General features: G+C 38.5%; 20 protein-coding genes. 10 read left to right on the forward strand and 10 right to left on the reverse strand.

Annotation, left to right across the window (positions count from 1 at the left end; genetic code table 11):
• Nucleotides 1–43: 43 nt before the first annotated feature.
• Complete coding sequence (locus EHQ59_RS00985; RefSeq protein ID WP_244245307.1) at nucleotides 44–472, reverse strand: hypothetical protein; 429 nt, start codon at nucleotides 470–472, stop codon at nucleotides 44–46.
• A 64-nt stretch (nucleotides 473–536) separates the two neighbouring features.
• Here EHQ59_RS00985 and EHQ59_RS00990 point away from each other — a divergent pair, with 64 nt between their 5' ends.
• Nucleotides 537–851, forward strand: a complete 315-nt coding sequence (locus EHQ59_RS00990; RefSeq protein WP_135617295.1) for a 7(1) septoil knot domain-containing protein — start codon at nucleotides 537–539, stop codon at nucleotides 849–851.
• On the opposite strand, the gene EHQ59_RS00995 is transcribed toward EHQ59_RS00990, so the two are convergent.
• Nucleotides 831–2,831, reverse strand: coding sequence for an LTA synthase family protein (locus tag EHQ59_RS00995; protein WP_135617337.1), 2,001 nt, complete (start codon nucleotides 2,829–2,831; stop codon nucleotides 831–833). The genes EHQ59_RS00990 and EHQ59_RS00995 overlap by 21 nt on opposite strands.
• 94 nt (nucleotides 2,832–2,925) lie before the next feature.
• Between EHQ59_RS00995 and EHQ59_RS01000 the strand changes: the two genes are divergently transcribed.
• From EHQ59_RS01000 to EHQ59_RS01020, 5 genes are all read left to right on the forward strand, one after another.
• A complete protein-coding gene (locus tag EHQ59_RS01000) occupies nucleotides 2,926–4,371 on the forward strand; it encodes an acetyl-CoA carboxylase biotin carboxylase subunit (RefSeq protein ID WP_135617296.1) in 1,446 nt (481 codons plus the stop codon).
• Nucleotides 4,372–4,881: an acyl-CoA carboxylase biotin carboxyl carrier protein subunit gene (locus tag EHQ59_RS01005; protein ID WP_135617297.1), complete on the forward strand. Its 510-nt coding sequence runs from the start codon at nucleotides 4,372–4,374 to the stop codon at nucleotides 4,879–4,881.
• A gap of 72 nt (nucleotides 4,882–4,953) precedes the next feature.
• A complete protein-coding gene (gene omp85 / locus EHQ59_RS01010; RefSeq protein WP_135617298.1) occupies nucleotides 4,954–6,441 on the forward strand; it encodes an Omp85 family outer membrane protein in 1,488 nt (495 codons plus the stop codon).
• 17 nt (nucleotides 6,442–6,458) lie between these two features.
• The gene (gene lsa25 / locus EHQ59_RS01015) at nucleotides 6,459–7,142 is read left to right on the forward strand and encodes a surface adhesin Lsa25 (RefSeq protein WP_135617299.1); all 684 of its coding nucleotides are present in this window, start codon (nucleotides 6,459–6,461) and stop codon (nucleotides 7,140–7,142) included.
• Nucleotides 7,143–7,265: 123 nt separating this feature from the next.
• Nucleotides 7,266–7,985 carry a hypothetical protein gene (locus EHQ59_RS01020; RefSeq protein WP_135617300.1) on the forward strand — a complete coding sequence of 240 codons (720 nt, stop codon included), beginning with the start codon at nucleotides 7,266–7,268 and terminating at the stop codon, nucleotides 7,983–7,985.
• Here the strand turns inward: EHQ59_RS01020 and yihA are convergent.
• The 4 genes from yihA to EHQ59_RS01040 are packed head-to-tail and all read right to left on the reverse strand — an operon-like array spanning nucleotide 7,955 to nucleotide 11,827.
• Nucleotides 7,955–8,596 (reverse strand): ribosome biogenesis GTP-binding protein YihA/YsxC, encoded by a 642-nt coding sequence (gene yihA, locus EHQ59_RS01025; RefSeq protein ID WP_135617301.1) that lies wholly within the window; start codon nucleotides 8,594–8,596, stop codon nucleotides 7,955–7,957. The genes EHQ59_RS01020 and yihA overlap by 31 nt on opposite strands.
• A 5-nt stretch (nucleotides 8,597–8,601) precedes the next feature.
• Nucleotides 8,602–9,603, reverse strand: coding sequence for a tRNA lysidine(34) synthetase (locus EHQ59_RS01030; RefSeq protein WP_135617302.1), 1,002 nt, complete (start codon nucleotides 9,601–9,603; stop codon nucleotides 8,602–8,604).
• Complete coding sequence (locus EHQ59_RS17930; RefSeq protein ID WP_135617303.1) at nucleotides 9,579–9,902, reverse strand: PP-loop family protein; 324 nt, start codon at nucleotides 9,900–9,902, stop codon at nucleotides 9,579–9,581. Before EHQ59_RS17930 ends, EHQ59_RS01030 begins: the two co-directional genes overlap by 25 nt.
• Nucleotides 9,899–11,827, reverse strand: coding sequence for a SpoIIE family protein phosphatase (locus EHQ59_RS01040; protein ID WP_135617304.1), 1,929 nt, complete (start codon nucleotides 11,825–11,827; stop codon nucleotides 9,899–9,901). Before EHQ59_RS01040 ends, EHQ59_RS17930 begins: the two co-directional genes overlap by 4 nt.
• A 301-nt stretch (nucleotides 11,828–12,128) precedes the next feature.
• On the opposite strand from EHQ59_RS01040, the gene EHQ59_RS01045 reads away from it, so the two are divergent.
• Entirely contained in the window at nucleotides 12,129–14,192 is a 2,064-nt protein-coding gene (locus tag EHQ59_RS01045; RefSeq protein WP_167481359.1) for a sigma-54-dependent Fis family transcriptional regulator, read from the forward strand.
• 52 nt (nucleotides 14,193–14,244) lie between these two features.
• Here the strand turns inward: EHQ59_RS01045 and thiD are convergent, their stop codons facing one another.
• Together thiD and EHQ59_RS01055 are read right to left on the reverse strand one after the other, a co-directional pair.
• Nucleotides 14,245–15,051, reverse strand: a complete 807-nt coding sequence (gene thiD, locus EHQ59_RS01050; RefSeq protein ID WP_135617306.1) for a bifunctional hydroxymethylpyrimidine kinase/phosphomethylpyrimidine kinase — start codon at nucleotides 15,049–15,051, stop codon at nucleotides 14,245–14,247.
• 1 nt (nucleotide 15,052) lies between these two features.
• A complete protein-coding gene (locus EHQ59_RS01055; RefSeq protein WP_135617307.1) occupies nucleotides 15,053–15,391 on the reverse strand; it encodes an MGMT family protein in 339 nt (112 codons plus the stop codon).
• 66 nt (nucleotides 15,392–15,457) lie between these two features.
• On the opposite strand from EHQ59_RS01055, the gene EHQ59_RS01060 reads away from it, so the two are divergent.
• The 3 genes from EHQ59_RS01060 to EHQ59_RS01070 are packed head-to-tail and all read left to right on the forward strand — an operon-like array spanning nucleotide 15,458 to nucleotide 18,062.
• A complete protein-coding gene (locus EHQ59_RS01060) occupies nucleotides 15,458–16,330 on the forward strand; it encodes a ferritin-like domain-containing protein (RefSeq protein ID WP_135617308.1) in 873 nt (290 codons plus the stop codon).
• Nucleotides 16,331–16,356: 26 nt separating this feature from the next.
• Nucleotides 16,357–16,758, forward strand: coding sequence for a hypothetical protein (locus EHQ59_RS01065; RefSeq protein ID WP_135617309.1), 402 nt, complete (start codon nucleotides 16,357–16,359; stop codon nucleotides 16,756–16,758).
• A 35-nt stretch (nucleotides 16,759–16,793) separates the two neighbouring features.
• A complete protein-coding gene (locus EHQ59_RS01070) occupies nucleotides 16,794–18,062 on the forward strand; it encodes a porin (RefSeq protein ID WP_135617310.1) in 1,269 nt (422 codons plus the stop codon).
• Between the two features lie 64 nt (nucleotides 18,063–18,126).
• Here the strand turns inward: EHQ59_RS01070 and EHQ59_RS01075 are convergent, their stop codons facing one another.
• Nucleotides 18,127–21,438, reverse strand: coding sequence for an efflux RND transporter permease subunit (locus EHQ59_RS01075; RefSeq protein WP_135617311.1), 3,312 nt, complete (start codon nucleotides 21,436–21,438; stop codon nucleotides 18,127–18,129).
• Complete coding sequence (locus EHQ59_RS01080; protein ID WP_135617312.1) at nucleotides 21,431–22,180, reverse strand: hypothetical protein; 750 nt, start codon at nucleotides 22,178–22,180, stop codon at nucleotides 21,431–21,433. Before EHQ59_RS01080 ends, EHQ59_RS01075 begins: the two co-directional genes overlap by 8 nt.

Here is a 22,180-nt window from a genome sequence, read left to right on the forward strand (position 1 = left end):
CTCTAGGATTCAAAACTCCAAACGAAGTCTTTTGGTGTGCCAATTAAATCGTTGCACTTAATTGTTGAATCCGCTTTTCTAAATTGGTATCTACAAAATCATTTAATCCAGAGGCGTTTACAATCTCTGCACGGTTGGGGTTTTCTTCGATCCAGTTTTGAAATACAAATTCAGCCCCTTTTGTATCCATCAAACAATGTTCCCCAAATTGCATCAGGTGGTCTTCTTGTGCTTTGGATTTGGGATCATGCCAATCCCTGATATGGATTAATTTTAATTGCCCTGGTTCTTTTTCATAAGCCCAATCCATTAGAGAAAAGACAGGCCCATCTTCTACCATTTCACCGAGTAACCGATTGGCCTCAGCATATCCAATGTGTAATGAATTCGGTAGGGGATCATACTTATCTAAAAGTGATGTAAAATCATTTTGTAAACATTGGGTAAATAAAATCGCCGATTCTGAATTCATGAACAAAAGGATTGACATCCTTCAAAATAAATCGAGAATTTATTTCTCAAATTTTGGAGGAACGATGAAACAAGTGTATTTGATGATTCTCTCTCTCTTTGTGACAACAGGACTCTTCGCGGGTGAAGTTGGCTCCGATTGTACATTCAAAGGGAAAAAATTGGCGGGTAAGGTTCAGTTTGTCACCAGTTTCCCTGATTTCAAAGTCCAAATCGTTGATAGTTTCCCCGACTTAAAGGTAAAGAAGGTAACGAGTTTCCCATCCGATTGTGGCCAATGGCAGGAAGTGAATTCTTTTCCTGATTTTAAAGTCCAAATCGTAACCAGTTTTCCTGATTTTAAAGTGAAGTATGTAGATTCATTTCCTGGAGTACCGTAAACTCCCTTCGAGTGGATAAACAGAATTTCGATTCATCAGTTCGAGTGATAAATTGAAAAATGCTTTTGCCTTTAAGATTTGTGCCGTACATTTTGTACGATCTGTGCGGCAGATTGGATCTTCTTCGTAAGGAAGTGCCATTTGAAAGATGAATTGGGTGTCTCCATCGACACTTTGGTATAAAATCTTTTCTTCATCTATCCAACCACACGCACTACCATAGGCAAAGTATGTACTACCTGATTTGACATTGGGTGCAAGCATGTTTTTTCCAAACCCCGCAAAATACGTTTCTTTTCCAATGATTCCTAGAATGGTTGGTAATACATCCAATTGAGAGGTTATCCTTTCATCTAACTTTGGTTTGATGTATTTGGGAGAATAGAGTAAAAAAGGTACCATTCTGTCTTCAAAATATGATAAGTACCGATGATGAGTATGGTCTCCGACAAAAACAAATAATGTATCATCAAAATATTCCTTTTTTTCAATTTCCTTCATAAATGTTTCGAGAGCTGTATCGGAATAATGATAGGTGTTGAGGTAATCAAAATCGGTAACACTCGAATCAAATATTTCATATTTTGGATTTGGGACTTTGTAAGGATAATGTGTCGTCATCGTGAGGATTGTCATCAGAAATGGTTTTTTTTTCGATTGGTACGAATCCATTTCTTCTAATGCCTTGTGGTATAGGTGTTCATCATCATAACCCCAGGCACCAATTTGATACTGTCCCGATTTACGAAAGTCTTCTTTCCCAATTAAGGTTTTGTATCCAAAGTGAGGTAAAATCGTAGCCAAACTATCAAATTTCAAATCATCACCCGTAATAAAACTGGTTTCGTATCCAAAGTTGGAAAAGAGATTCCCGATGGCAGAAAAATGACTTAAGATTTGTGGTGTTCGGATGGCAGTGAGCCCTGGTCTGTCGGGAATACTTGTTAACACAGACAGTAATGCATTACTGGTTCTACCACCATTGGCATAAAATTTTCGGAAACTATGCCCTTTTTTCGCCAAACGATTGTAAAATGGAGTGATTTCTTTTCCCATCCATATTCCATCAGAGATCGGCCAAACAAATTTACCTGTCCAAGATTCTTGGATGATTAGGACAACGTTCGTTGGTTTTTTTTCAGGGACTTCTTTTAGTTTCCGTACCAACGGGAATTCGGGATCCTCTACAAAGCTGGCTCCTTCAAACTGAATTTCCTCTTTGACTACCGCAATCATTTCGGCTTCACTCATTTTCAAATGTTTGGGAATGGATTGGCTTTTGAAGTCATTGATGGTGGTATAAATTCCATTGAGAGCTATTTGGTTGATAAATGCATCATCAGAGATGATGGCTTCACTTGCTCGGAGTGGAGACTCTTGTGGCCCACCTCGAAGTCCTACGAAAAAAAACAAAATCCAAAGAGAATTTCTGAGAATTGTAGCTTGGATTGATGACGATTCATTGATTTGTTTTCCAATCTTTTGTTTCACAAACCAATACCGAATTCCCCCTATGTAAATGAGGAGGAAGAGAACAAAAGATAGAATCTTAAATGGTGCTTCTTCCCATGCTGAAGAAACCAAAACATCCAAATCTCCTAAAAAAACAACGGCTTCATATCCAATATGTTTGTTTGCATTTTCAAAATACAACAAATCGGCAAAGAGATGTAAAAGACAGATTGGATATAAAATGAGTGGTGTGACAACCCATAGATTTCGATAGAATTGGAAACGAGAGAGAGAGTTGAATATGGATAGTAGAAAAAATCCAGCTAACACGATCGATACGGTTGTTAGATCGAATCTAAAACCAAGCAAAAAAGCTTTTAATATCAAAAGGAATGGGAAGTCTTCTAATCGGTAGGAATACACCAGAAAAAATAAGATACGATGCAAAAACAAAGTGAAAAAACCGAAACTGAGATACGTTAAAAAAATTCGGTCTGAAAATCTTGGTTTGAAAATCTGTTTCACCATAAAAAAAGAATTGGGCATTCTATAAGACGGTCAATTCACTTCCGATCTTTCTGTTGATTTATTTTCGCTATTCTTTAGTTTTGATCCTACTCCTATGAAGCCGATCCAAAAAATACTAATCGCCAATCGTGGCGAAATTGCCACGAGAGTCATTCGTACAGCCAAAAGAATGGGGATCAAAACTGTGGCTGTTTATTCAGATCCCGATGCTCAAAGTTTATTTGTGTTATCCGCAGACGAAGCATATCCCTTAGGTGGAACTGATGCCCGTTCTTCTTATCTAAACGTGGATAAAGTGATTGAGGCTTGTCTTGCGACTGGGGCGGATGCCGTACATCCTGGTTATGGATTTTTATCAGAAAACACGGTATTTGCCAAAAAATTAGAACAAAATGGAATTCGGTTCATTGGCCCAAAACCACATTCCATTAAAGCCATGGGAGATAAGATCGGCTCACGCATATTAGTTGCTAAAAATGGTGTACCAGTTGTCCCAGGTTATGAAGGTGAGTCCCAAGAGATGTCTGTTTTCAAAACGGAAGCGGCAAAAATTGGATACCCCGTGATGGCAAAAGCAAGTGCTGGTGGTGGTGGAAAGGGGATGCGTCGCATCAATTCCCCAGAAGAATTAGAACCAGGAATTTTGTCAGCAAAACGGGAATCCATGTCAGCGTTCGGTGATGATCGTATCTTATTAGAAAAGTACATTGTGAACCCAAGGCATGTTGAGTTCCAAATCTTTGGTGACACAAAAGGAAATATCATCCACTTACATGAAAGGGATTGTTCCTTACAAAGAAGGCACCAAAAGGTCGTAGAAGAAACGCCAGCTCCTCATTTCCCAAAAGAACTTAAATCCAAAATGGCAGAAGCAGCCGTGCTTGCGGCAAAGTCTGTTCAATATGAAGGTGCGGGAACCGTTGAATTCATATTAGGTGAATCAGGTGAGTTTTATTTTTTAGAGATGAACACACGTTTACAAGTGGAACATCCTGTCACGGAAATGACAACAGGCCTAGATTTAGTGGAATGGCAAATCCGAGTTTGCCAAGGAGAACCTCTTCCTTCTTTACAAACTCCCACTCAAAAAGGACATGCACTTGAAGTCCGAATTTATGCTGAAGATCCCAAAGAAGGTTTTTTGCCTTCCATTGGAAAAATCCACCATTTGTCCTTTCCCACAAGGGAAGATTTGCGGATTGATTCTGGTGTGGTAACTGGTTCCGAAATCACCATGTATTATGATCCTATGATTGCCAAACTCATTGTTTGGGGAGAAGACCGCCAAACGGCGATTCAGCGACTCATTGAATGTTTATCCGAAACCATCGTATTTGGTCCTAAAACCAATTTACAATTCTTACAAAAATTAGTTTCCACTGAAGAATTTGCGAAAGGAAATGTATCTACACATTTTATTGCGGATCGAGAATCCGAACTTTTACAAGAGAATACAAAAGAAGAAATGAAATACGCATTAGCAGGATTATTTTTTTCCCATGCAGAAGTTAAAAATCCTTGGGTTTTGGGAGTTCAATAGATGGATTATTTATTCGAAACAAAAAAAACTCCTGTATCGGTTCATGTGAGTGGCAAACGAATTCGTGTTCGTCTCGGTGGAGAAACGGCAATCATCCAAACAGATGATCTCGTTGAAGGATTCAAAACCAAAGACGAAACTTTGTCAACGGTGCAAATGAAAGATGGATCCATTTTGAAGTTTCTCAAAGTGAAACACGAAGTTTTTTTCCATTGGAAGGGAGAAACTTGGAGCACAAAACTTTCCGAACGAAATTATGAAATGGCAGGACAAACAACACCTGAAATCAAAAGCCCTATGCCAGGAAAAGTAGTGCAAATTTCTACTTCGGTTGGAAGCGAACATGGAGTAGGGGAAACGATGTTAATTTTGGAAGCGATGAAAATGGAAAATGCGATCAAAGCACCATATCCATGTCGCGTGGAAGAGATTCGAAAACAAACGGGAGACCTAGTCCAACAAGATGAGGTCCTCCTCATTTTACACAGAATCGAAGCGGAAAAAACATAAATTTTCGAATCTATTTGACATATTTTTCAATTTTCCCACCATAAGGCAGTTTCTTTGGCGAATAGGTAGAGAATGTACAATTCCATTTTTAGAAGTTTACTACTTCTGTTATTTTTTTCCCTGGTTTCGAGTGTTTCTGCACAGGAAAGACAACCTCGAACCGACCTTCCGTTTGAAATCTCAGAAAAAAAGAGATTAAGCGAACGAGATTTCAAAAATAAAAAAGAGGGTGGTTACTTCACGGGACTTCCTCTGATCAACTCCGATCCAAACGTGGGGATCGGATACGGGGCAAGGGTTCTGTATTTCTATAACGGAAATCGAACTTCCCCTATGTTTGAATACACACCGTATCGTGTCAGGGTCTTTGCTCAGTATTTTAATACGACCAAACGAGCTCCTTACCATCAATTGAGTGTGGATGCACCATATATCTTCGACACCAAATGGCGGTTACGTGCTGATTTGGTTTACGAAAGAAATCCGAACTCCTTGTATTTTGGATTTGGAGAAGGAACTCTTCAACCTCTTTCGTATTTAGAACGAAACGATCCGAATGGTCGAATTCGCAGAAATGCTCCGTTTGCTGATTATGAAGATAACCTAAGTTACAGACGACCTGGAGATGCGGGTGTTGGGGAAGCACCGATAGTCAGTGATAACAAATACAATCGTTACGACATAGAAAACCCGAACTTCAGCACATCAGGGGAGTATTCCTTTTTTGGAGGAACTCTTCGTGCAGTGACTGGGATTCGTTTGTCCAAACAAATCATTCGTACGTTTGATGGTAAATACAATAACGCCTTCTTAGGACCAGCGGATGGTGTACTAGGATTTTTGGATACGGATCGAACTTTTGGAACTCCACAAGGGGAAACCAAATTAACTCGTGATGACAAAGATGGAAAGATTCGTGGTATTAACGGTGGTTATACGAATACAATACGTGCAGGTATTGTTTATGACACTCGTGACTTCGAACCCGATCCCAACCGTGGTTTGTTTTTAGAATACACTCATGAACGTTCCACAAAAGCAATTGGATCCACATCTGAGTTTAATAAAAACTTTGTTTCGGGTCGTATTTTTATGAGCCCTGTCACTTGGTTTACAAACAAACCACCTGAGATTTTAGAAAAATTTGTTCTCGCTGCTCGCGGCTCCATGATTCAAACCAATGGTGATGCTCCTTTTTACGAATATCGTAATATGTGGGGAACGGAAGTAAACCAATCAGGTCTTGGTGGAAGAACCACTATTCGTGGATACAAACAGGATCGATTTGTGGGTCAAACCATGGCCTTTGCTAACTTTGAAGTTCGTTGGAAGTTTGCCGAAGCAGAATTTTGGGGACAACATTTTGATTTCCAATTGGTTCCATTTTATGACGTGGGAAGGGTTTGGGATCGTACAGAAGACGCAAACTTAAAAAACTACAAACACTCTAGGGGTATCGGATTACGGATTCCTTGGAACCAAGCAACGGTTATCTACTTCGATCACGCGATCTCCAATGAAGATAGACAAACTTTTATTAACTTTAACCACATATTCTAAGGGAGCGCTTTAAGATTATGAAAATACTTCATTCCTGTTTTGCTCTTTTGGCCTTATCTTTTTTCATCAATTGTGAAATGAAACCAGTAGACGATGTCTATGGTTTAAGCCCAGAAGAAACCAACCAACTGATTGCAGGTCTCATTGCAAACCAAAGTTTACGTGACAATGGCAATGGAACCATATCTGATCCAGTTGCCAATTTAGTTTGGCAAAAATGTACCCATGGACAAGTATACCGTGCGGGATTTAACGATTGTTTGGGGGCACCACAAGGATCTCTTTACAATCCTAACGATGTGAGTCGTGCCGGTGCCATCCAAGTTGCTTTTTGTGATTCAAAAACACATGCATGTAACTCCATCTCTTTCCCTCAGGTGTTGCAAGGGACTTCCTCGATCTCCATTTCGGGTTCTAGTGAGTTGTTTGCTGCTTGTCAAAATAGTAACTACTTAGGAGCAACATGGAGAGTTCCGACTCCGATCGAATACCAAAGATTGGTCATTCCTGGTCGAGCTGCGACGTTACAATTTTTCCCTTCTACGCAAGAGGAAGATTATTGGACTGCTTGGTCAAACCAAGATGATTTGCCAGGAGAGACTGCCTTTGCAATTTCCTTTGACCGCCAATCTTATGGTGTTGAACGTTCCGTGGTCAAAACACAAAGGAATTATGTCCGTTGTGTGAGACAAGGTCCTTAGTCTAAACACTCTTTTTTGAACTCTCCCGAATCCAACGGGAGAGTTTTTACTTTTCAAAAATCCAATTTCGTACTAATCTTTTCTTAATACAAACCGAAGTACCCATTAGGTGGTGAGGTTTCCATGAGAATTGATGAGTCCCCATTCAGTCGTATGAATGTCGATCTCCAAAAAGATCGAAGGGTGAACTATGTCGGCCATGGAAAGTTAGAAAGTGCTCCAGAATCCTTATCAGCCCTCCATGTCATCTCCCACGAACTGGGCCATGCCCAAGAGTTTAAAAACGAAGCCTTTCGGGAAGGAAGGGAAGTTCAGTCCGTCCATGTCAAAATTAATTACGAACTGAGAGACGGGCGAATGATTGCGGTGAGTGGCGAAACAGAGGCCGTTACCAAACCAAAAACCAAAGTCACAGAAGATCCAAGTTTAACGCCGTATTCAGATGGTAAGACGCTGAAAGATCTGTTCCAACAAAAAGTAGAGGAAGAGAAAGAAAACAAAGACCTCAATCTCGAGAAAACAGATCGCAACAATCCAAAAGAAATCCAAAAGCGAAGTTACGAAAAAAACTTAGAAACCAAAATCAAAGAATTGGAAACCCGATTGGAATCGGAAAAAAGTAAAAAATCTTCAGACATCGAATCGACAGAACGTACAAAAGAATTAGAGTCAGAAAAAAAACGATTAGAAGAAGAAGTGCGCCTACTTCGCATCAAAGAACAACTCAAAGAAACTTTTGCATTGTTAACTGACTTTCGCAAGATGATGTCATCGAATTTGTTTGGTATGATCAACTACCAAGTGGATTCTCGTTATGGTTCTACGTTAGATACTTTTGTTTGAACCCCGAGTGTTTCTAGAATAAATTCCTTTAATTCCCCAACTCCTCTTCCCGTCGTTGCTGATACATAAAAAACGCGGAAAGGAACTCCAATTTCATTCATGGCCGCTTCCATCTCTGATCGAACTCTATGTTGTTCACTTTGATTGAGTTTGTCTATTTTAGTTCGGATCACAACGGGTTTGATCTTTTTTTCCATTGCTACTTCGATCGTGGACAATTCTTCTTCTGGAAATTCCCTTTGTGAATCACATAAAATAAATAGAATTTTCAGTTGTTTCCAAGTATTGAGAAACCCTTCCAATAGTTTCATCATATCTTTGTGCTCTTTATGAGATGCCTTTGAATAACCAAACCCAGGTAAGTCGATTAAATTAAAACCCACTTTGGTTTTAAAGATATTGATGAGTTTTGTTTTGCCAGGAGTTCTCGAAACTTTGGCTAGTCCCCTGTGATTTGACAATGCATTCAGTAAACTTGATTTCCCAGAATTGGACCTTCCCATAAAGGCAATGGAAGGGACCGAATCCAATTCTTCTTTTTCTTCTAACTTCGCAATCGATGTGAAGAATTTGGTTTCTGGAAATGGAACTTCTTTTGAATATTTATGCATCTAGATCATCTTTCCAAATAGATTCGTTTGGGATAATTCTTTTCGTTTTTGGAAAAGAGAGAAAATAAAATTTGAATTGGTTCATTTTCAAAGTATAAGATAGGGATAAAGGTTCTCAAGAAAAAGGGAATTCCATTTTCTCTCATACATTCCGAAATTTCCTTATTTCCAGATCGGATTTGGATTTTTTGCCCATGGTGCCAGGAACCCAAACTGTATTTGGAATCGGGATCACTCAGTTTGAATCGATTTTGGTTCCACTCGATCACCAAATGGTTTCCATCTCGATAGGAAATGGCTTTTTTAAAGGCAGGAGATTTTTTATCGATGATAAATAGATCACCAAACTTTGATTTGTAGAGGTAACAGTTTTTGTTTTCTAAAAATGCTCTCTCTCCTTCGGATTGCAAATGAAAGTTTTCAAATCCTGATTTGTAAAGAGGATACATTCCCATAAGTTTAAGATGAAAATCGATTAATTCTTTTTTTGCCGAAAGGTTCAGGCTTACCCAAGTTTCATGTGGGATACGAAATAGATGTGGTGTTCGGACATTGGTTTCTTTGTTTTGCCCATCAAATTGTAAATGGAGTTGAGATCTGTCATGGAAATTCCAATAGGTTTTATAGAAGTTCCATTTTTCTTTTTCTAAGATCGGAAGTAATTCCATACGAATGCGGTTTCGTTTGTAAATGGGATCTGTATTGGATTCATCTTCAAAAATTCGCATTTCTGATCCCACAAATTGATACAGTTCATGTAGTTCCGCATCTTCCAAAAACACCAAGGGTAAAAACCGTTCTCCATCAAAAGGAGGCAGTGTATAAAAAGTTTTTTTCCCTCCACCTCTTGTTAGGTGTAAAAAAATAGATTCCGTATAGTCTTTGCAGTGATGTCCAGTTAAGATTATGGACGGAGATTTTTGGTTAATTTTTTTAAGTTGGTGGTAACGGACAAGCCTTCCCGTATCTTCTAGGCCTCGTTTTAATTTGAGAGCAAGTTTTGGAATTTTTTTTTTACAATGGTATAAGGAAAACCAAAGTGTTGGATATAAGATTCCATTTCATTTTCTTCTTTTGAAATTTCACGAATTCCATGGGAAAGGTAAAAGAGATGTGGGGTTTCAATTTGGTATTTGTTTTTTAAATAGGACAAATACAAAAGTAAGATGTTTGAATCTTTCCCACCTGAATACGATAATAAAAACTTTGTTTGATTCTCTCTCCAATGGTCTGGCAGTTGGTTCCCCATTCGTCTGAGCGTGGTCTCAAAAATATTAGAAATCGAAGAAGGGATTTCTGGAATCATATTTTTCTCACTGCCACCATAGTGATATCATCGTGTTGTTCCTTTTCTTTGACAAATTCTTTTAGATCCAAATAGATATTCTCTAATATCTTTTTTGGTTCTAATTGGATATTGGTAAGGAAACTTTGTTCCAATTTTTCTTCTCCAAATTGGGTTTCTTTCGCATTTAGGGCTTCTGTTACCCCATCTGTAAACAGTAAGATGGTATCACCACTTCCGAATTGTAATTTGGATTCATTTTTAAAGGGAGAGATATCGGGGCTGATCCCTAAAATCACTCCCCCAGTTTCAATGGAACGTAAGGACTTCGAACTTTCATGGTAATGATAAAAACTACCATGACCAGCTCCGGATACATCGACTTCCCCTGAAATCAAATTCCAACGGATGAGAATCATACTCATAAAACGAGGAGTGATCGCTTCTTTATAACTCGTATATAGATAATTATTGATATCGTTTAGGATTTCCCAAGGGCTATCCTTCACTCGCACTAAAGAATGTAAGATGGTGCGAACAGTAGCCATAACAAGCCCTGCTGCTACTCCTTTCCCACTCACATCCCCAATACACACAAATAACTCATTTCTATTAGGTGACAAAATGAAATCATAATAATCACCACCGATCCCACGTGCAGGAACCATCAGTCCACCAAAAGAAAATCCTTCTGCTTCAGGTGTTTTTCGAGGTAATAAATTACTTTGGATTTCTTTTGCAATTTCAATTTCCTTTTCCAAACGTTCTTTGTTGGAAAGGTTTTGGTATAAACTTGAGTTTTCCATCGTGATTCTCGCAAGAGAAACAAAGGCATTCAGTGCTTCAATTTCTTCGTGAGGAAAACGTGATTCTTCTTTGGCTAAAATGAAAATACAAATAGTTTGGTTTTCTAGTTGGATTGGTACGATGATGGATTCTTTGCCAGAGATACCGATGGTTTCAAAGTTAGAGTCTTCGGACGGATCTACGGTTGTAATCTCTCGATAGTTTAGGAATGAACTGACTTTGTTTGCATCTATGGAATCAGTTTGTGTTTTTAATTCATAATTATCAATGTCACGATAGACTTTAAAGATTTTTGCTTTGGAAGCGTTTGGAGGAATCTCAATTAAACAGGAAATGGACAGATCCACAATTCCCGATAATGTTAATAGGATCATCCGTATCATTTCATTATGATTATTGAGATAAAGTTGGCTTAAAGTTAAAGCTGCTGTATGTAAACTTCTGAAATGTTTGGATTGGTTTTTTGATTTAAAAAACAGAAGCGAATTTCGTAAAGAAACCGCAAATTGTCCTACAACAATTTTTAATATCTCTTCATCTTCCAAATAATCTAAACTATCTTCTTCATCATAATCAATGGTGATCATTCCAACGGCAATGTCAGCGTATAAAATTGGTAATACTAATTGAGATTTTGTTCCAGTCAGTCTGGAATAAAAAGAATAAAATGGATGAGTTTGATCACTGAACTTGTAAAAACAAGGCTCTCGTTTTGCCATGGCTTCAATTAAAATACCGTAACTCAAATCATAATCCAAAGTGATTCGTTTGATGGCCCTTTGTAGGTGTTTTTGTTTGGAATAATAATTGGCTAATTTAATTTCACCTAACTCTAGATTTGTGATGAAGATTGCAATTTTGTCTCGATTTAAGCGATCCGAAATGAGTTCGCTAAAACGAAACATCAAATCCTCTAAACCGAGAGCAGAGTTAAACAAAGATAAGTTTTCTAATAGGAATTCTGTTTTTTCAACGGAGTTAAGAACGTTTTTCCCTACACGAGGGACTTTCCGTTTTTCTAAGATCCATTCTCTTTGGCAGGTCTGACAGAAAAACCTACCCTGTTTGGTCATCCCACTGGGGACCCGAGGTTCGGCACAAAGCAAACAGATCCGATCAAATTCTGATTCCTCATTCATCCCATACCAGGGTATTCGAATTCTTTTTTGCCAAGCTACAAGAATTTCGTTCTCATCCAAGAAACCTGGTACGATTCATGCTTAATCTATAAGCAAATGTTGTTTTTTCTGCTGAAATCGAAAGGAAGGCAAGTGAAATGATGAAAAAATCATTTATTTGTTTGCTTGCCGTACATTGTGATCAAAAATTAAGCAAATTGATTCTGTGTTCCTTTCCAGCAATCCGTAATAACCAAGAGCAAAACCCATGAGCACGAAAAAATTTAATCCGATCCAATCCATCCATGAAGTAGCGACTGCAATGAATTCCACCCAGGACCCCGACGGGCTTCTGGAGCTGATTTTGGATCGTTGCATCCAAATTTGTGGGGTCGAATCGGGCTCCCTGATGCTCATCGACGAAAAACAGAGCGTGTTGGATGCTGTCACCTCCCGTGGAATGAACCAACAATTGCTCCGAGAAACCAAACTGAAAATTGGACAAGGGATCACGGGTATGGCTGCTTCGACAGGAAAAGCGAAGTTGGTCAATGACGTATCAAAAGACCCTGATTACATCCAAGTCAAAGAAGAGATCAAATCGGAGTTAGTTGCTCCGATGATTGTGGAAGATGACATCATTGGAGTGATTTCTCTCGACTCCAACCGATTGAATGCCTTCACACCAGAGATGTTGGAAATTGTGAGTGTGCTTGCCAACCAAGCTGGACAAATTTTTAAAAACTTACAAACGATTCGATCTTTAGAACAAAGAACAAAAATCCAAGCCACACTGATTGAAATCTCAAAAGTAGTGAGTTCTACTTTAGACCAAAATGAAGTATTTGATTCCATCATGGTGACGATGGAGAAATCCCTTCGATTGGAAAAGGGGAGTATTGTTTTATTTAACAAAGAAGAAGCATTACTTCGAATTGTGGCAGCGTCTGGTTTGTCACCGGAGGAAATCGAAAAGGGAACTTACCAACCTGGTGAAGGAATTACGGGTAAGGTCTATGAATCAGGGGAGCCAATTATCATTGAATCAGTTGCTTCTCATCCAGATTTTTTAAACCGAGTTGGTTATCTCTCACACTTTAAACATGATCCGCATAATGTTAGTTTACTTTGTGCTCCCATCCTCAGTGAACAAACAACATTAGGAGTTGTGAATGCATTTATTGTTCAGAATAAACATACAGATCTAAAATCGTTTTTAGATTTTTTACAAGTGGTTGCTTCTATCATTTCCCAATCGATCAAAATTCAAAACCTTGTGGAAGAAGCGAAGAAAGAAATTTCTCGTGAAAACATCCAATTAAAAAGAGAACTGAAAAATAAATATAAGTTTGGCTCACTCATTGGGAAAGCGGCGAGTATGGAAAAGATGTTTGAAAAAATTCAGTTGGTTGCTGATTCAAGAGCATCTGTCCTTATCACAGGGGAATCTGGAACAGGAAAGGAAATGATTGCAAACGCAATTCATTACAATAGTTCTCGATCTGAAAATCCATTCATCAAAATCAATTGTGCTGCGATTCCTGAAAACTTATTGGAAAGTGAATTATTTGGTCATAAAAAAGGTTCCTTTACGGGAGCAGTGACAGATAAAAAAGGAAAGTTTGAACTTGCAGATACTGGAACCATTTTCCTCGATGAAATTGGAGAAATGGATTTAAACTTACAATCCAAGTTACTTCGAGTATTACAAGAAAGAGAAATTGAAGCCATTGGTTCCACCAAAGCAAAAAAAGTAGATGTAAGGATCATTGCTGCAACAAACGCCGAATTGGAACAGTTGGTTGCTGAAAAGAAATTTCGGGCTGATTTGTTTTACCGCCTAAATGTTGTTAAAATCAATACACCACCTCTTCGTGATCGGGTAGAAGATATCCCACTTCTCATGAATCACTTTTTAGAAAAATATACAAAAGATAATAATAAAGCCATCAAAGGAATTTCAAGAGAAGCATCTAAACTCCTATTGAAATACAGATGGCCTGGCAATGTGCGGGAATTGGAAAACGTAATTGAACGAGCTGTTGTCCTTGCTCAAGATGAAATTCTGAGTGAAGAGGATTTTTCGGATATTTTATCCAATATGGAAGAACTACCAGAAAACACGGTAGAAGTTTCTCATTCCAATCATGTAGAAGCGGTGGCAGGAACTGAACCATTGGATTTAGGATCAGGTCGATTGACATCCGGTCAGTTGGATGGTTTGGATGGCCGTGCGATGGAAATCGTGGTCAGTGAAGTGGAGTCTCGTCTCATTCAGTATGCCATGAAAAAATTCCGTTATACCAAAACAAGGGTGGCGAAGTTTTTAGGAATCAACCGTAACACACTCGATAAAAAAATCAAAGAACTGAATATCGAATATTAAGCGGAAGCAAAAATATTGAATATTCAGATAAAACAATCATTTTGAATGGGATTCAATCAATGTTGAATGTTTCCGGGAAATGATTTAAATGTTTTGTGGGTCCCGTGATGATATCGTCTTCTAGGCTCTGATGTAGGTATTCTTTTGCGGAACCTACTGCTTCTGCCAAGTTTTTTCCATGTGCGAGAAAGGAAGTGATGGCTGCGGAATACGTACATCCCGTCCCATGGGTGTTTTTCTCCTTTAGGAATGGTTTCGAGAATTCGTAAATTGACTTCCCATCAAAAAGTACATCAGTTGCCTCTATTGCATTGGGAAGATGACCACCTTTTAATAGAACAGGAACATTGTATTTTTGGAATAATTTTTTTGCCATAGGAACCAATTGGTCATATTGATTGATTGGTTCTTCAAGTAATAAGGACGCCTCATCTAAGTTAGGTGTGATTATTTTTGCTAAAGGAATTAGGTCTTCGATGAGTGATTGGATGGCATCGTCCCGTAAAAGTTTAGCGCCACTCGTTGCTACCATCACAGGATCTAAGACCAATTGGATGTCTGGGTTTTCATAAAAAAAGACACTTACCGATTTGATGATATCTTTTGAATACAACATCCCGGTTTTTGCTGCTTTGATAGGGAAATACGTTGCTACTGCTTGGAGTTGAGAAGTAACAAAATCAGGTGAAATTTCGTAAATTCCTGTGACTCCATCGGGATTTTGTGCAGTCAAACAAGTGAATACAGTGGTTCCAAATGTAGCAAGAGAGGAAAACGTTTTGAGATCCGCTTGGACTCCAGCCCCACCACCAGAATCAGATCCGGCAATTGTGAGAGTGATCGGGAATTCTTTTTTCATATTAAGGAAACCATCCGTACTTGTCAAAATCCAATTGATCATCCTCTAAATCAAAGAAAACACCTTCACTTTGTAAGATTTTTTTTTGTAAATCGGCTCGGAAGCTATCTCCTTTGAAAGAAATACGGCCTTGTCGATTGATCACTCGTTGCCAAGGGATTTCCGATTCTCTATCTTTTTTAAGTGAATTTAATGCATAACCGACAGCTCGTGCAGCTCTGGGATTTCCAAGTAATAAAGCAATGTGACCGTAAGTGGTTACCTTTCCTTTGGGAATTTTTTTTACGACATGATAAACAGATTCATAAAAATTCGGACTTTTCGAATTAGAAGTGTTCATTGAATTTGGAAATAACTAGAAATGAATTCATGTTTTTGTAAATTCATTTTCTGAAAATACATCCCAATGAAGCTGACGGACTACGCAAAACATTTGTTAATTTCTCCAAATTTGGAAGATAAGTTGTTACCTCCTTCTAGGTTTTGGGATGAGGAAGTTGATTTCAATGCAATCCGTATAGAAAAACCAGGTAGAAACCAAAACCTTCAATTTTCAGATAAAAAAATTAAAATTCCAAGACTCGAACATTTAAATTTAGAATCCAATCGAGGGCTCACTCTACATCATTTTGCCAATCATGAACTCATGGCAATAGAACTTTTTGCTTGGGCCATCTTAGCATTTCCAAATGCCCCCAAATCCATTCGGAATGGTTGGGTCAAAACCATAGAAGAAGAACAAATCCATTTGAAACTGTACATCAAGCGGATGAACGATTTTGGGGTTCAATTTGGTGACATACCTTTAAATTATATCTTTTGGAAACAATTAAACCAATTCCACAGTTTAGAATCGTTTTCGGCTGTTATGTCATTGTCCTTTGAAGGGGCCAACTTAGATTATTCACAAGTATATGCTAAGGTTTTTTCCTATTTCGGTGACAATCTAACTTCAGATATAATGGTTTATATCTTTGAAGATGAAGTGAAACATGTGAAACGAGGTGTACGTGCATTTGAGAAATCAATCCCACCAAATCAAAACTCATGGGAACACTACCTTTCACTCATTCAATTCCCATTCACTCCCAGAAGAGCAAAAGGATATTTGTATTTTCCAGAAACTCGAACCTTAGCGGGATTAGATTCTCGTTTCGTAAAGGAATTGGAAGTGTATGAAGATGAATATACGGGACGAGTGAATTTGGAATCGGTCAAAAAATTTGGACTTGGATCGGAGCTCATGCGTAAAAACAGACTTGATTCTCTTTCCCTCTAGAGATAGGATTTCGGAAGAAGGTGACTATGAAAGTGAAGCTACTTTTGAGTTTAGGATTGTTATTCGTATCTTTCGGATTTGTACTAAATGCCGAAAAAAAAGCAAAGTCTGCAACAGAGATGAATCTCCATGATTTTATGGAAGATTACACAAAACCTGCAACCAAGTTGTATGACAAAAAAGACAACGCAGAGTATCTCAATAAAATCCTGGAGAAAGTTCCTGACATGGCTCCCGAGGAGCAAAAGGCGGAATGGAAAGAAATCATTGACGCAAAACTTGCTCTTGGCAAACCAGATGAAACTTGTAAATCATGCCATACCAAGTTCAAAAAAGAATACAAAAAGAACTATCGCAAAAAATTAATCCAAGTCCCTGAAGAACTGTTAGGATTTCCAAAAGAAATCAAAGCATTACTCAAAAAATAATATTTCACCTCCGCTCAAATCTTTGAGCGGATTGTATGAATCCTCGAATCAAATTTACATTTGTTTTTTTTATCTTTTCTTTTTCCTTCCTGCATAGTAACATTCTATATGCCTTTGAATCGGAAGAACCATCTGCCAAAAAAGAAGTCAAAGATGAAAATTCATCCAGTTTGCAAATAGAACCTAATGAAAGTAAGTCGGATGTAAATGCCATCATACTTCCAAAAAGCCTTAAGTTTGGTGCCTTCGTAGATACCTATTATTCTCATAATGCCAATCATCCGAAATCCAAAGAACGTGCATATACAACACAAGCTGTTCGCAATGATGAATTTAATATCAATTTAGGATTTGTGGATGCCAAATGGCAGGAAGAAAAAATTCGAGGGAGAATCGCACTCCAATTTGGAACATCGGTAAATACCAATTATGCGGCTGAGAGTCGTAAAGACATTAGTTCTAACCAGAATGCAGTGAAACACATTCAAGAAGCCTACGTTGGTTTTAAATTGACCAAAAATACTTGGTTAGATGCAGGAATCTATTTCGGCCATATCGGACACGAGTCTTGGATCTCATCAGATAATTGGAATTATACGAGAGCCTTGGCTTTGGACTATGTACCTTATTATTCGTCAGGGGTCCGGATCACAACAAAATTCACGGAAAAATTCCAGTTTCAATTCCACGTGATGAATGGTTGGCAAAATATCACAGACCAAAATAAAGATAAATCTTTGGGAACACAATTTAAATACCAATTCACTCCTCATTTTGCCATTACAGCCAACCAATTTGTTGGTAATGAAGCACCTGATTTTGAACGAAAACAAACTCGGTTTTATAATAATACAATCTTGGAATGGAAGGTATTCGATTGGTTGGCCTTTGCTTTGTCAGGTGATGTCGGAGCCCAAAAAACAAAAGAATCTTTGTCATATGAACCTTGGTGGAAAGATGTGAATTCTGTTTTACCTACATACATCAGCCGTGAGTCGAAAGCATACAACCAATGGTATCACGGAACATTTTGGACCAGTTTTCGGTATGAAGATCTATTTCGACTTAGTTTTCGGATAGAACGATTTTATGATCCGAAACAAGTTTTGGCCGAGACCTATACTCGGAATGGATTTTTAACAAACGGATATACGATGACATTTGATTTGTTACAATGGCAACCGGGTCTTTTGCGTATTGAAGCCATCCAAAGAGAGTCGATGAATGCGGTGTTTGAAACGGACCAAAACAAACGTTCCCGAGTAGAACGTTTGTTTGTTGTCGCAGCTTCGATCCGAATTTGATCGAACATTGAATCAAATCAAGGTAACGATAAATTGAATTCTTACCGTTACCTTGGGTCAATGTTTAGGTTTTTTTCCTTTTTTTAGAAGGTTTCTTTTTCTTTTTAGTTGAAGTCTCTTCGTCTTCATCCTCTTCTTCCAAAGGTTCTTCACTGAGTTCAGTTACGAAGTCAAGGAATGGAATGTGTTTTTTATGACTCATTTCCTCTAATTCTTTTGCATTAGGTTTTCTCTCTCCTACGACAACCAAATAAAGTGAAGGTAGGATTGTTAACACAAGGCACATCGCCGAAAAGAGTCCACCTACAATCACCGTCGCCAATGGCCTCTGAACGTCTGATCCAACACCCGTCCCGAGTGTAGCTGGAATTAATCCGAGTAACGCTAGTAACATGGTCATTAGCATTGGACGTAATTGGATGACTGCCGCTTTTTTTACGGCAGCTTTTGTGGAAATATCTGGTTCTTCAATGAGTAAGTGGTTTGTTCTCGAAACAAATAATACACCTGCCATGGTTGCAATTCCAAAGAGGGAAATGAATCCAACGCCACCTGATACGTTAAAGTAATACCCTCGAAACAGTAGTGCATAAATTCCACCGAGTAGTGATAGTGGAATACAAGCAAGAGCCACATATACATACTTTAAGTTGCGATATAAAAGATACAATACTCCAAATATGATGAGAATTGTGATCGGAATTACTAAAGCCAATTTTTTACCAACTCGGGATAAGTTTTCGTATTGTCCCCCGAATCGAATTTCGTAGCCATCAGGAAGTTTGATTTTTTTCTTCACACGTTTTTGGAGTTCTGATACAAATCCCCCTTGGTCACGTCCTCGTATATTGGTTCTAACCGTTACAACTCTTCTTCCTTCTTGTCGAAAGATCATCGTTGGTCCATCGATCACTTCAATATCTGCTAACTGAGATAAGGGGATCCTTTCTCCTTTTGGGGAAATGATTGGCATATTTTCAATCGCTTGTTTGGAGGCCCTGTAATCTTTTGAAAAACGGACTACAATTCCAAAACGGGCAGGAGTTTTTGGTGGAATGTCAGATGGTCCTTCATACAATGTACTGATCCGCTGCATACCAATGGCCGCTTCAATCATTTGTTGGATATCAATTACGTTGATTCCAAATCGAGCTGCTGCTTCTCTGTTGATGTTAATGGTTAATTGAGGACTTTCTGCTTCTTGTTCAATTCCATATTCACTGGCGCCTTTCATTTCTTTGATTTCTTCTAAAACTTCGTTACCGATTCCACGCATGATTTTTAAATCATTTCCAGAAACAAAAACGGCAAGGTCAGCAATGGTTCCCATAATGGCTTCGGACAAGTTATCCATAATTGGTTGTGAAAAACTAATCCTTGCACCTGGTAAAGTAGCTTCTAAATCATTTTTCATTCTAAGGAGTAATTCTTGTTTGGTAATTTTCTCTTTCCACTTATTGTAATCTTTTAGACCAATCAATACCTCGAGTCTATTTGGTGGTAGTGGGTCAGTTCCATCATCGTTTCTACCTAACTGTGAAATCACGACACTCACTTGTTCATTTTTATAAATAGTTTGCCTGATTTTTGGCATAAACTTTCTTGCTTCTGGTAAGGAGATTCCCACTGGAAAGAAGATACGAATGTTAAATCCACCTTCGTCCATTTCTGGTAAAAACTCAGTTCCCAAAGAGAACATACCGATCGCAAGAAAAATGGTAACAACACTAAATGAATAACGAACTGCTTTTTTGGATCTGTCGACGATAAACTCGATTAGTCGTTTGTATCGAACTTCAATCCAATCATAAAATGGATTGTGCCATTCAATAGGACCTGGGTTTGCCGACTCAAAATAATGTTTATAGATGATCGACATGATGACAGGGATCACTGCCATCGCAAAAATCAAGGCACCTAAAATAGCGAAGGATATCGTAAATGCCATCGGTTTGAATAATCGACCTTCAATCCTTTCAAACGAAAAGATAGGAAGGTAAGCGAGAATGATAATTAAAATGGAAAATAAAATTTCCGTTCCCACTTCGGACGCGGCATCTCTTGTAAACGCTAAGATCCCATGAGATTTTTCTTCTGGGCTGGCATCACGATAACGCCTCATGATATTTTCCACCATGATGACGGCCCCATCTACGATGATACCAAAGTCAATGGCACCTAAGGAAAGTAAGCTTGCAGGAATTCCTGTTAAATTCATCAGTAAAAAGGCGAATAACATGGCAAATGGAATGGTTGCCACAACGACAAGCGATGCTCTTACACTACCGATAAAGAAAATCAAAACCAAACTGACAACAACAACACCTTCTACTAATGTTTTACCAATGGTACGAAGGGTATAATTGACTAAGTCAGTTCGATCATAAGTGTTACGAAGTTGAACCCCTTTCGGAAGGTAGTTTTCATTGATTTCTTTTACTTTTTCGCGGATTCGTTCTCCCATTTCATTGGGATCACCCCATCTTCGCATCGCCACCAAACCTTGGACAGACGAGTCAACATCAATGAGGCCTTCTTCCTCGTTTTGGATGGTATAACCTAAAACCCCACTTGGAATCGGATGTGAAATTTCAACAGAACCTAAATCACGTATGAAGACTGGAACTCCATTCACTGTTTTCACAACAATGTTTTCAATGTGTTTTGGATCTCGAATGGCGCCAAGGGAACGAATGGGAAACCCCTGTTCTCCTTGCAAAAGTAAATTTCCACCTGTGTTTAAATTGTTTTCTTGGATAGCTTTGATCACATCTCCAATCGTCAATTTATATCGAATGAGTTTATCTGGAGAGGTAACAACATGGTATTGTTTTGGCAAACCACCAAAGGTGACAACGTCAGCAATCCCAGGAATTTGTAACATCTTCGGCATGACAATCCAATCTTGGATGGTTCGTAATTCCATCGGAGTGTGGTTCTCTGAAGATTCTAAAACATAACGATAGATTTCACCGACTGGAGAACTCATTGGTCCTAAGGCTGGATGAACATCTTCTGGGATGTCGGCATCTGCCACCCGTTCCATAAGACGCATCCTAGCAAAATAATCGTCTGTTCCATCTTCGAAGACAAATTGGAAGACTACTAAACCATTGATTGTACGGGAACGACGAACAGCTACTTTTGGAATTGCATTTAATACGCGTTCTATGGGGAGAGTGACTCGTTCTTCTACTTCTACCGCAGCTTTTCCGGGAAATTTTGCAATCAAACGAACTTGAGTGTCTGCGATGTCAGAATAAGCTTCTTTTCGAATGTCGATCCAAGCCCAAATTCCAAATAAAACAGCAACGATGGCAGCAATAATGGTTGTAACACGATTTTTAAGTGCTGATTCAATAAAATTTTTAATCATGATATTCCCTCGTATTGAAGAGGTAACCCATCTGTAATAATAATTGTGGGTTTCGGTAATCTCCTTGTCCAATTCCTCCGCCTAACTGCAAAAAGAAATTGCCAAGTAAAAAATCGTATGTTAGTCCAATGTATCTTTGAGTGAGATGAACTTTTTGCCTTTCTCGGCTTTCATATTCTAAATACGTTGCGACATTGGAATCTATCGAATTGATGTAAGATCGAATGAATAAATCTTCTTGGGAAGGATCTCTTCTGTTGTATCCAGGGATATTGACTCCTGTTGGATAAGATGATTGTCCACCACGACCTACTTCGGGAGCAAATGGATTCACTTCAAAATAACCACCTACAATGGAGAAACTATGTGAGATGACAGGTGTTTTCCAGAAGGTATAACCCAAATCAATTTGACCACCTTTCCACTGTGGACCCCAAACACCACCTGATCCTCGTAAAACGATGTCCTTCCAGTAGTAACCTAAGTTAAAGTTGATACTAGCTGGAGATCCGATGGAGGCTCCATATACCCAAAAATTAGTTGTTTTTGGTAATCGTTTTTCATCCAAACTTTTTGGATTGAGTGTTTCATCTTCACCAAAACTAGACTCTTTAGAGTCATTCGGTGTCCATTCCGGTTTGATTTCGTTTCCATTTTTATCTTTTGGATAGGGAGATGTTTGAGAATACAAGTTGGATCCCAAACAAAAAAGAATTAGGATTATGTATATTTGATGTTTCAT

The organism is Leptospira kemamanensis, from assembly GCF_004769665.1.
In the GTDB taxonomy this organism is placed as follows: Bacteria; Spirochaetota; Leptospiria; order Leptospirales; family Leptospiraceae; genus Leptospira_A; species Leptospira_A kemamanensis.

Excerpts from the sequence above, each read along its gene's own strand:
- EHQ59_RS01040 (WP_135617304.1), bottom strand. The coding sequence starts at position 11,827 with ATGAATGAGGAATCAGAATTTGATCGGATCTGTTTGCTTTGTGCCGAA.
- lsa25 (WP_135617299.1), top strand. The coding sequence starts at position 6,459 with ATGAAAATACTTCATTCCTGTTTTGCTCTTTTGGCCTTATCTTTTTTC.
- EHQ59_RS00995 (WP_135617337.1), bottom strand. The coding sequence starts at position 2,831 with ATGGTGAAACAGATTTTCAAACCAAGATTTTCAGACCGAATTTTTTTA.
- EHQ59_RS01080 (WP_135617312.1), bottom strand. The coding sequence starts at position 22,180 with ATGAAACATCAAATATACATAATCCTAATTCTTTTTTGTTTGGGATCC.
- EHQ59_RS01065 (WP_135617309.1), top strand. The coding sequence starts at position 16,357 with ATGAAAGTGAAGCTACTTTTGAGTTTAGGATTGTTATTCGTATCTTTC.
- EHQ59_RS00990 (WP_135617295.1), top strand. The coding sequence starts at position 537 with ATGAAACAAGTGTATTTGATGATTCTCTCTCTCTTTGTGACAACAGGA.
- EHQ59_RS01005 (WP_135617297.1), top strand. The coding sequence starts at position 4,372 with ATGGATTATTTATTCGAAACAAAAAAAACTCCTGTATCGGTTCATGTG.
- EHQ59_RS01020 (WP_135617300.1), top strand. The coding sequence starts at position 7,266 with ATGAGAATTGATGAGTCCCCATTCAGTCGTATGAATGTCGATCTCCAA.
- EHQ59_RS01055 (WP_135617307.1), bottom strand. The coding sequence starts at position 15,391 with ATGAACACTTCTAATTCGAAAAGTCCGAATTTTTATGAATCTGTTTAT.
- EHQ59_RS01070 (WP_135617310.1), top strand. The coding sequence starts at position 16,794 with ATGAATCCTCGAATCAAATTTACATTTGTTTTTTTTATCTTTTCTTTT.
- EHQ59_RS01060 (WP_135617308.1), top strand. The coding sequence starts at position 15,458 with ATGAAGCTGACGGACTACGCAAAACATTTGTTAATTTCTCCAAATTTG.
- thiD (WP_135617306.1), bottom strand. The coding sequence starts at position 15,051 with ATGAAAAAAGAATTCCCGATCACTCTCACAATTGCCGGATCTGATTCT.
- EHQ59_RS01075 (WP_135617311.1), bottom strand. The coding sequence starts at position 21,438 with ATGATTAAAAATTTTATTGAATCAGCACTTAAAAATCGTGTTACAACC.
- EHQ59_RS01000 (WP_135617296.1), top strand. The coding sequence starts at position 2,926 with ATGAAGCCGATCCAAAAAATACTAATCGCCAATCGTGGCGAAATTGCC.
- EHQ59_RS17930 (WP_135617303.1), bottom strand. The coding sequence starts at position 9,902 with ATGATTCCAGAAATCCCTTCTTCGATTTCTAATATTTTTGAGACCACG.
- EHQ59_RS00985 (WP_244245307.1), bottom strand. The coding sequence starts at position 472 with ATGAATTCAGAATCGGCGATTTTATTTACCCAATGTTTACAAAATGAT.
- omp85 (WP_135617298.1), top strand. The coding sequence starts at position 4,954 with ATGTACAATTCCATTTTTAGAAGTTTACTACTTCTGTTATTTTTTTCC.
- EHQ59_RS01045 (WP_167481359.1), top strand. The coding sequence starts at position 12,129 with ATGAATTCCACCCAGGACCCCGACGGGCTTCTGGAGCTGATTTTGGAT.
- yihA (WP_135617301.1), bottom strand. The coding sequence starts at position 8,596 with ATGCATAAATATTCAAAAGAAGTTCCATTTCCAGAAACCAAATTCTTC.